Raw genomic sequence first — 9896 nt, forward strand, 5'->3', positions numbered from 1 at the left:
CAAAAATGACAGCAGCTAATAATCCTAACCCTCCAATTCCGAAGATGATCCGCCGTCGTAGTCCTGAGCTATATTCCATTTACCTACTAATTGCCACATTACAAGAAAGGTATGTTGATGTGGCGTGAGAGACTTCTTGTTTGCCAGGACTTAAGATTCTATTCCTCTAGCAAGAACTTATGGACAGGGTGAATCCAATTGATCTCGTGTTACGTAAGATCTCGCTCAAGATGGTGGCTTCACAGCTTGACCTCCTCCCGCGGCTAAGGTCGCGGGAACCACCATGGGATTTCAGGCCGAGCGCGGCCCTAATCGCTTGTGCTGCTGTACAAATAAACTGATACGATCGCGAGGAAAGCTTCCGCAACCTTCGTGATGGTGACAATTGGATTAATCGCCCCATTCATGTAGAACGCTTCAATCCCCCAACCCCGGAACGGGAACAGCGCAAGAATCGTCACCAATGAGTACACTGCGGCCGCGAGGAAAAACGAGCGTCGCCAGAACCGGGTGAAATACAGTGCTGCTCCGCCGAGGAAACCAAGTCCGTTAAGCACGAAGAGAACCGCCAGCACAACGCTCATCTCAATCGCTCGTGTCGTCGCTACGAGATGGATCAGTCCGGTGATGAGGGCCAAAAGAACCGCCACATACCCAATCGATTCCGACGGCCACTGGAACAGACTCTCCGGCTTTGTTGTATGGTTTGTACCCATACACACAATTCTGACTGGATGTATAAAAGGGAACGTTCGTGTATAGACTCGTGGGAATCAGTTGGTTAATCGGCAAGAGCTAGGTGAAGCAGAATCGTCATTCAGCCGTAGAAGGCTCGGGCTGTGTATTCTGTATAGCATCTCCAGACTATCAGCATCTGAGGATTTCAACACCTATGAAAGCCTGCTAGCGCAACAAACCACGTCTGCGATACTATATTTTTCGCCGGGATCGATCCGATCTTGTCCACGGGGAGAAAACCGCACGCAGTCACTACGATAGCTCAGGAACCAGCCGGCAGGCGGTCAAAACGTGAAAGCGTTAGCTGTGGCTCACAGCTGCCGCGATCGGCCTATGAAGGCCGCCGCCTCGGCGGGCTTCAGTAACTCACGTGTTGTGGATCAGTCTCCTCCATACAGTCGAGCATCTTGAAGATCGATACGAGCTACTGCTGCGCTGATGGGTGGTGTGTGCGTAAATGGAGCAACACCTATTCGGGCTCGCCGCCCGGATGCTGTCGGCATCCGGGCGGCCTCCCATGATGGTGCTTCCTTGGCAGTAGGCCAATCAGAGCCACGCGTTCTATGACGCTGTTGAATCATCGGCCTTTGACCACCCCAGTACCTCCTCACGTACGCTGGGGACTTAGCAGGCTTTCATCCCATCAGAGCCGAATTTTTATTCCGCCGCCATCGAACGGTGAATCGATGGCGTCACCATCGAACAGTTCGCCTGTCGTGTTTCTGGTGACAGTCGCGGCGAACGTCATCCCGTTGGTCGGCGTGTTCCACCTCGGGTGGAGCGCTCAGACGCTCGCGGTCGTCTACGCGATCGAACTGGTCGTTTCCGTCCCGTTCGCAGGGGTGAAGGCGCTTTTCGCGCGCCGTCCGCCGAATTACGATGAGCTGGAGCGCCCCAAGGAAGACGACCCACTCAAGTCCGACGAGCGGGGCAACATCTCCGTCGGATCAAGTGACCTCACCCACCGTCGCGGGAGCGTCGCGGTCGTTAACCCGCTCCCGCCGATCTACCCCCGAAACGTCCCGTTCGTCGTGCGGGCGTTCGGGGCTGGCATGTCGCTCGCCGGACTATTCCTCTTCGTACTGGGCCGGTTCGTCGATGTGCCGGCGACGCTTGCCGATCCGAGCGTGGCGGCGAGTATCATCTTCTTGGTCATCTCCCACGTCGGCGTCGTTGAGCGCGAGTACTTCCGGAAGCGACGCCACGAGACGAGCACTCCCCGAGACGTGGTGGCGAGCGCAACGACCGAGGCCGGGCTGGCCGTAGTGGTGCTTATGTTCGCGATCGTCGGTGGCCCGGCCGGCGCGCTGGTCGCGTTCGTCGCGGCGAAGCTGTTCGCAGAGTGGCGCAGTTACCGCGGCGGGGTGCCGTTCGACCCCGAGGAGGGTGAGGGAACACTCCCACCCGTGGCGGCCCCGGACGCGCCGCCGACGGCGGAGGTCCGTCCGGCTCGGCGTGCTGTCCGCGCCACCGCGCTCTGGCGGGGCGCGACGTCCGCAGTCAGCGGCGGCCCGGCATACCTCTTCGCGTGGGTCGGGCTCACCGCTGGGTCAGTAGGGACGGCCGTCGCCACGGTGGTCTGTTTCGGCCTCCTGCCGGTCGGCCTCGGCGGGCTGAAAGCCGTCGAGTACGTCCTAACCCACGGTACGCTGGCGTACCAGCGCCGCGACGAGGCGGTGGTCGCATACGACGACCTCACCGAGACGGTTCAGTGGGCGACTCCCGTCGACGACATACGGGACGCCGAGTTGTGCGAGGGAGAGTTCATCGACCGGGTGTGCGACACCCGGACGTTCTCACTCACCACGTTTGCGGGCGAATACGAACTCAGCGTCGCGCATCTCCGGGAATACGGTCAGGCCGTCGAAGGGTTCGAACTTTCCGTTGAGACGACGGCATTCGGCCCGCTCGACCGACGCGTGGCCGGGGCGACGGCCGCGGTCGGGGGCTGTGGTGTCGCCGCCGTGGCCGGTCTCGCCTACTCCGCCCCCAGTATCGCGGCGATCGCCGCCGGGTTCGGCGGCCCGTTCGGCGTCGTTGCCCTCAGATCGGCGTGGAAGTGGGCGCTCCCGACCGCCTGAACCGACGTCGACGGCGAGCGGAGCGGGCCGCGCCCCGGCTAGTTACCGCGGCACGGCCACCCCACGGATCGGGATTAGATCCGTTAACTTTGATCTACTCGTTTGGTGAGGGCGAAGGTGCGATTCCTCATACGGTTGCTGCCGCTGACGGTACCGTATTCGTTACCAGCGTGTCTGGCGCCGTCGCAATCGATAATGAAACTGGAACGGAACGATGGCGCCGCGACGCCTCAGTGTACCACTCAGGGATCTGTGTTGGAACCGACACGGTTGTAGTCCCGCTCGACAGTGCTGAATTCGCATCCGGAAAGCAGACGATTAGCGCGCTCGAACGTGAATCGGGCGAGGTGCGCTGGTACTACACGTTCGATCGGGCTCCTATGTGATGGGATCTCTAGTATTGGTTGACAGTGCTGTGTTCTTTGCAGCCAGTAATATCGATGGTCTCGCCGCCCTAGGGGATGTACCCGCACAGGATAGCTAGTCTTGTACTGTCCGCTCTCTATGGATTCTAAATGGCATAGAACGTTGATGTAGGAATTCAAACAGACGGCTCTGTTGAAATCCTATTCTTCAGATATATTCTCGCCTGAAACAGCCGGTCGATGAAAACTGCGAACGTATCTATTAGAGGGGGAGAGGATATATGTCCCCACATACCAATTCATGAACTGATTAGTATGGCTCCCCGCATCGTGTCACTCTACAAGAATAAGAACCTCCGCACTATCCTCGGGACACTCGTCGTTCTCACCGCCTTCGTGGTTTTCACCGAGATGACGCTCCGAACCATTGTCCCAGTAGCTTTCATATTTTTCGCGGTGATGGGACACGATGTCGTCGATGAGACGTATGACCTTCCGGAGGGAACGAACTGGTTCGCCTACGGTGCATCTGTCGTCGTTGTAGGAGCATACTTTGCAGTCGCCGGGCCGACTCCGTGGGTCGGTAGTCTCATCGCCCTCGCCGGTCTGTGGTTCGTCTTTGATGGCGCGACGACCATCCGATATGAGCCGTCTCTGTCGACACACGAGTACGTGGCCGATATCGACGACGCCGATATGGGTGAGGCGATGCTCCGCATGCAGACGCTAAACGTGGTGTATCGGGGGCTGGAAGACGCTCCAGAGCCAAAGACTGCCACAGAGCTTGCGGCTGACCTCGACCTGACTGAATCGCGCGTCGAACGCGCCCTCGAATTTCTGGACACGAAGGGTCGTGTTGAGCAGATGGGGAACCAGTACCGCGCGGAGCCGCCCCAGTGGGGTCGGGTAACCCCCGTCGTCCAATTCTTCTCCTGGCTCCCACGTCGGATTGTCCGCCCGTTCCGCCGGGTAGCCGCGAACGCTTAGCTCTATAGAAGCGTTACTTCGTCCCCTGTATTGACCGCAACCGGACCTGAATATAATACTGCTGAGGATTTCAACAAACCAAAGAGTACGCAACAACGATGGAGTTCACAGAGAAGCTCGATGCTACAGAACCGACACATAGACTCGTCTCACGGAGTCTATCCGGTGTGAAGGACTGGGACAATCTCGGCGGCGTGACAGTTGAGAACCGAGCGATTAGTGTTCTGATGGACTACGGAACCGTTGTCCACCTAGGCCTTGATCCAAACCACGCTCAATTTGAGACTGTACAACGGGAGCTAGTACAGGTTCCCGACTCGAACTGTATCTTTGTCGGTTCGGATTATGAATTTCGAGCGTCGCTTCCCGAGGACCAGGCGTTGGTTGAGTTAGTGCTCGAAATTCCGGGTGGTGATACTGATGCGTGGATGGACCGTCTGTTCTACCTCGTTGAATTTGCAGTTCTGGCCGACCAGTCGTGGCTATACCGGTCAGTACCGCATGAGACACATATCCGGGAAATCAACGCGAGGGGACATGAGAGAGTAATTGAGAAATTGAACGAGACATTTGCTCAAGTGCGAGGTTCGGCTGTCGTTCCGTTTGGTGGGCTTGTCTCTTGGACAACTGACGGTACCGCGTATGATTTGAAATGGAACTCTCTGTATTGCTCTTATAGAAAGGAGAGTGCGTCATATGATTTGGAACGGCTACGGCAGGTGACCGCACTGTTTTCTGAGAACCTCCTACGGCTTGATTGGAAGCCGATGTCCGAGGAGTCGTTACTTCGTCGAACAGTTTGGCGAGTTCTGGGTTCGGAGAGTGCGACTCCACCAGCACAAGTTGAGATTCCTCCTGGTGAAGACGGAGCAAAGATATTGGATGCGTTCCACCGGCTACGTGAGAAACTTGGATATGAATATGACGTTGAGACTTCTTCAGATTAGTACCCCTGATCAGCTTAGAGCGATAGTTGGTTCGTCTGTATTGACCGATCTATGAGTCCCCTGAACTGAGCGATCTACGGTTGATGCTTCCGAGTTTGTGTGGCTGAATCAACCGGAAGATCGCGCTTGCGACCGCCTATTCTAAACCAAGGAAATTTCAAGCAAATAACTATATCATTGCGCACTCAATCGGCACCCATTCGTGTACCTGAGCAAATCCACCGTTTTCGGTTCCTTACTAATCATCTTACTCACCATATTCGGAGCCGTGGTTACCATTCAATTACCGACACTGTCGGTCGCTGGTGTAATCATCTCGATGCCTATATTTGTCGGTCTGATTGGTGGACTCCTACTTGCCGTATTGCTCATTTCCCATTACCGGCTTGAGGGAACCCGGGAGTGGACAGGGTTGTTTCTGTTCGGAGTTGTGATTATACTCGCGCTCACTCAACGGCCACCGTTCAGTTGGTTTGGCGTGTTGGCCATCTTCTTGAGCCTCGCTGTGGAGTGGGAAGTTGACCGGCATCTCTTCAGGGTTGCTTCTCGATAGATCTCCTGTATTGACCGCAACCGGGTCAGAACATATCACTTGTTGAGGATTTCAACAGAGCCAAACAGACTGCTGTGTTGAATAGACGCTGAGTCACAGTTATAGAGGCTCACACAGCGGTTCTATGTTAGTGATAGCGAACATCAGGACGATTTCACGGAACTGTCGATACCAGCCCAGCGCTCGCACGGCATCGCCGAGCGAGCGCTTCGTTGTCGAGTAGGATGTTTCGGCCATCCACCGCTGAGCGTAGCCATTTGCTTGGTTGAGCGCGTTGTTCGCGGCTGCTTTCGCTGACGAACCGCGATAGTGAACAAGATACTCAACGCCGTGTGCGGCGATTTCGTACTCGGTATGCCAGTCTTGGAAGCCGTTATCGGCGGCGATGGACTGCAGGTCGTCCGCGTTTCGGCGGACGACCTGCGGTCCGGTCTTCGTATCATGCTTCCACCGTGCGTTGATGTGAACATCGAGAACAGCAAGCGATTCCACATCGGTCAATGTCGTCACTTTCAGCGTCTGTATCGTCCGTCCTGCCCGCTGGCGGAAGTACGATGACGCACGTCGCCGGTCGAAAAACGTGCTGTCGAGCGCAGCGTGGCCGGACTGCGGGTGCTGCTGCGCGGAGACGCGCAGCAGCGCCCGCCACACCCACATTTTCAGCCGATCAAACGACTTGTAGATCGTCGTGTGATCGGGGAGCTCGTCCCGATCTAGGTCGAGAGCGTCACGAACCTCGTCCATGTACTTCAGCCGATTCGGCGTTTCACGGTAGCTGTGGGTCTCTTCGACCCGAAAACAGTGAAGGACGACGTGGACCCAGCGGGCGAACCCGCCGCTGGCGGGCTCGCCCGCGTGCTTCCCCAACGCTTGTTTAGCTAGGTGACGACACTGCTCGATGAAGTCGAGGATATCGATTTCCATGGTAGGTTCGATTTCCTCGGCTTCACCCTTCTAAACCGGTGATATCGGCTGATAAGATCGCTCTTCAACAGAGCACTCCAGACAGAGTTCGGCGAGAAAATCTGCGTCGTCTTGGACAACGCATCGTATTTTACGGCTAACGCAGTCCAAGAGTTCGCCGAAGACACGCCGATCGAACTGTGCTACCTTCCGCGGGGTTCACCAGAGCTGAACCCCGCGGAAGAGTGCTGGCGACAACTCGATCAAGAGCTTGGCAACCGGCTGTTCGACACACTCGACGAACTTCGCGATGCTGCGCTCTCTGCACTCAACCGAATTACGGTTCCAAATGTCTTTACGTACTTATGTCCATGAGTATGAGTGGTGGACAGCTACCGGAAGAACCGCTCGTCGAGTGGTTGATTCGCTGGGACAGCCCTCCGGACGCCAAGGGCTGTCCAAGCTGCTCGCAGTACCATCTCACAGAACTCCGTGAACGGCCATCTCCAGAGGCGGCGCCCCCCGCGGCGGGGCGCCGCCACGTACCTCCAATGGAGATACCGCCAGCTGTTCTGAAGCAACAGGCTCACGACAAACATCACTAGCCGCAGCCCAGCGTCCTGAGAACTGGTGAACGCGAGGCTCTGCTTGGCTAAACGGTAGCTTGATTCGATGCCGAAGCGCTTGCTGTAGTGCTCTCGGGCATCTTGCGGTGTGTCGATAAACGGCGCGTCAGCGGCGTAGCCGTGACGCGCCACCCCGTGTTCGTCGTATCGTCCTTGCTGGTAGACGCAGTCGATGAACACAGGGAACGTTACCTCGCCGGCGAGATCGTGTTCGATCTCGCGGCTCCACCCTGTGCTGAGTTTCTCTTGAATCGTCTCGCCCCACTTGATGATCGGCATAGCGTAGGCGTAGTTGTGCGCGTACAGCAGTTTGAGGCAGGTACTGTTGTAGAATCCGCGATCGAGGTAGACGGCCTTGACGCCGAGGTCAAGGCCGTCGAGCAGTTCGAGAAACTCAGCGAGGACATCGCTGGTGGTGTCGCCAGCGACCAGCTGGCGCACCGCCAGAGTGTACCGTTTGTTGCTCACCCGCGCGTACAGCGTCGCATACGCGTGAAATGTCGTCGTTCCGCGTTTCGCCTGCGAGGAGTACAGCGCCTCTGTCTCGTCTTCATCACCGTAGTAGGGATCGAGGTGGAGGTCTGCACAGACCTCCACCGGTCGATCTGGCAGTGTCTCAAGCGTATCTCGTTGAAGCAGCAGATCCCCAATTTCCTCAACGGAGTCAAGCTCGAACTGGTCGGTGAGATGACCACGGACGGTGTTGGCGTGCGGTGAGTCATCGGTCGTTTCGCAGACGTGGTTGATCGAGGTCCCGCCGGCGCTAGCGCCGGCGAGGACCTCGTACAATGTCTCGGTCGTGACCTTGACATCCTCACCGAGATCTATCCCAAGCTCTTCGTCGAGGCTGTTGACGACAAAATTAAGCAGGTGCTCTTCCTCTATCTCGCTGTCTGCTTGGGTGGGTTCCACACTTTTCCCAAGCAGACACTTTCACTCAAACCCGATGTGATCGACTGAGTATTAGGTCACCTGAAACGTTCGAAGGGCCGGCCTGAACTGCGGAGCGACGTCGCGATCCGTTTCAAGCCGGGCTTTATCCCGAAGAGAAAGTCCGGAAATCGGCAGACGAGAGCCGGTCCACGCCGTTACACCTCTGATCACGGGCCACGGTACCACACGTCGGTCGGCGAGTGCGTGCCGGACCTCTCAGCGACCGATCACTCCTCGTCGATCGCGGCGACCTCTAGCGTGACGGCCGACTCGTCGGGAAGCTCGTCGAGGTCGCCCGGTGGATCGCCGGGGATCAGGTTGACGACCATCCCGAACGTGACCGCGTCGCCGGACTCGAACGTCTCATTCCGGTCGGCCAGAATGGTCGTTCGACCCCGTTCGTCCGTCTCCGTGGACTCGTCGGCGGAGACGACCCGAAGCGTCTCCGCGACGTCGACGCTCTGCGCGTCGGGGTCCTCGCCCGTCCCGGCGAACGAGAAGGCGAGCCGGTCGTAGGGTACGTCGCCGTTGTTCGTCACCTCGACGAGGTCCTCGAATCTCGATATCGACCGCTGATTCAGCTTCTCTATCACGATCTCGTTGACCTCGCCGTCCTCGTCGGTGCCGACGTACTCCTCGCCCGTGCGACCGGGCGTGAGCGTCAGCTCCGAGGTGACCACGATCCGGAGGTCCGCCGCGGCGGCCGTGCCCGAGAAGAACGACGCGGAGCTGACGACGGCGCTGCCGAGCGCCATCGATCCGAGGCCGAGCGCGGTCTGTCGTCGTGTGGGCATTGTGAGTCGAATCGCGCGGACGCGTTCGTACCGAACCTTTCGTGGCTCGACGGCTTTGTATTGACGGGCTTTCCGGCGTCGGGCGGACGTCGTCCCGTTCGTGGCCGCGGTTCAGCCCCACCCATACCCGCTTCAAGCCCGTCGATACCGAGATTCAGCCGGTGCTTGGGGCGGGTCAAGCGACTCAATACAAAGTGGGTGGGGGTACATGATGTAGATATGGCTAACAGACGCAGCGTCCTGATCGGACTGGGCGGGTTAGTTGCTGGCGGCGGCGCGCTCCTGGGGACGGGAGCGTTCACCACCGTGGAAGCGGACCGGACGGTGAATATTCAGAGCACGGGGGACGCAAGCGCGTTCCTTGCGCTCACTCCCGCACGCAGTAGTGGGAACTACGTTGATAACTCGACCGACACCATAGAGATCGACCTCGATGGAACCGACTCGAACAATGATGCCGCGAGCGGTCTCAACGAAAACGCACGGACCCGCTTCGAGAATCTCGTCGATATCACAAACAACGGAACGCAAAATGTCGATAAGATAGCATTTGAAGTGGAAGAAACGGCCTTGAGTGATAGTACAGAATCTGGTAATCACGAAGAGGCGTTCAAGATTGTTACTGGAGGAGATACGCTGAACCCGTTATCGGGGAGCGAAGTCGACCTATTCAGTAGTAATGATGTATCAGGCCCTCTCACACCTGGTGGTACGACAACATTCGGAGTTGAGATCGATTTACTTGACTCGTCTATAACCGAGATTGACTCCAGCGCGAGCTTCACACTCACGATCATTGCAGAGACCGCAAACAGCAATTAGCTCATAATCCCCGGTTCGACCATCCGTTGTAGTTTAACGCTTCACGCCAGCGCTGTCCCTTGATTCGATATCGTTGAGACTACCTGTCACAGAAACCCGGTGGCTGCTGTGAGTTACCAACCACCGGATTCAGTGATTGTCAACCGG

Annotated in this window: 10 protein-coding genes; 6 read left to right on the forward strand and 4 right to left on the reverse strand. The window is 57.5% G+C overall.

Translation table 11 applies throughout. The features are described 5' to 3' along the window. Positions 1-308: 308 nt before the first annotated feature. On the reverse strand, positions 309-716 hold the full coding sequence (locus tag EXE46_RS15495; RefSeq protein WP_241981594.1) for a hypothetical protein: 408 nt from the start codon (positions 714-716) through the stop codon (positions 309-311). Positions 717-1424: 708 nt separating this feature from the next. Here EXE46_RS15495 and EXE46_RS15500 point away from each other — a divergent pair. From EXE46_RS15500 to EXE46_RS15515, 4 genes are all read left to right on the forward strand, one after another. After that, positions 1425-2819, forward strand: coding sequence for a DUF6498-containing protein (locus EXE46_RS15500; RefSeq protein WP_199234194.1), 1395 nt, complete (start codon positions 1425-1427; stop codon positions 2817-2819). A gap of 170 nt (positions 2820-2989) precedes the next feature. Continuing rightward, positions 2990-3205: a PQQ-binding-like beta-propeller repeat protein gene (locus EXE46_RS17760; protein WP_394348207.1), complete on the forward strand. Its 216-nt coding sequence runs from the start codon at positions 2990-2992 to the stop codon at positions 3203-3205. Between the two features lie 309 nt (positions 3206-3514). Continuing rightward, positions 3515-4171 carry a hypothetical protein gene (locus EXE46_RS15510; RefSeq protein WP_199234195.1) on the forward strand — a complete coding sequence of 219 codons (657 nt, stop codon included), beginning with the start codon at positions 3515-3517 and terminating at the stop codon, positions 4169-4171. A gap of 98 nt (positions 4172-4269) precedes the next feature. Further along, complete coding sequence (locus EXE46_RS15515) at positions 4270-5118, forward strand: hypothetical protein (protein ID WP_137689249.1); 849 nt, start codon at positions 4270-4272, stop codon at positions 5116-5118. A 652-nt stretch (positions 5119-5770) separates the two neighbouring features. Here EXE46_RS15515 and EXE46_RS15520 read toward each other — a convergent pair. Then, entirely contained in the window at positions 5771-6595 is an 825-nt protein-coding gene (locus EXE46_RS15520) for an IS5 family transposase (RefSeq protein WP_137689250.1), read from the reverse strand. A gap of 48 nt (positions 6596-6643) precedes the next feature. On the opposite strand from EXE46_RS15520, the gene EXE46_RS15525 reads away from it, so the two are divergent. Beyond that, positions 6644-6949 carry a transposase gene (locus EXE46_RS15525; protein WP_303646302.1) on the forward strand — a complete coding sequence of 102 codons (306 nt, stop codon included), beginning with the start codon at positions 6644-6646 and terminating at the stop codon, positions 6947-6949. Positions 6950-6966: 17 nt separating this feature from the next. Here EXE46_RS15525 and EXE46_RS15530 read toward each other — a convergent pair whose 3' ends face one another. Both EXE46_RS15530 and EXE46_RS15535 read right to left on the reverse strand, forming a co-directional pair. Then, a complete protein-coding gene (locus tag EXE46_RS15530; protein WP_137689251.1) occupies positions 6967-8112 on the reverse strand; it encodes an ISH3 family transposase in 1146 nt (381 codons plus the stop codon). 248 nt (positions 8113-8360) lie between these two features. Beyond that, complete coding sequence (locus EXE46_RS15535; RefSeq protein WP_137689252.1) at positions 8361-8927, reverse strand: hypothetical protein; 567 nt, start codon at positions 8925-8927, stop codon at positions 8361-8363. A 219-nt stretch (positions 8928-9146) separates the two neighbouring features. Here EXE46_RS15535 and EXE46_RS15540 point away from each other — a divergent pair, with 219 nt between their 5' ends. After that, on the forward strand, positions 9147-9749 hold the full coding sequence (locus EXE46_RS15540) for a hypothetical protein (protein WP_137689253.1): 603 nt from the start codon (positions 9147-9149) through the stop codon (positions 9747-9749). The last annotated feature ends 147 nt before the right edge of the window (positions 9750-9896 follow it).

Source organism: Halorubrum sp. GN11_10-6_MGM (assembly GCF_005435165.1).
Classification (GTDB): domain Archaea; phylum Halobacteriota; class Halobacteria; order Halobacteriales; family Haloferacaceae; genus Halorubrum.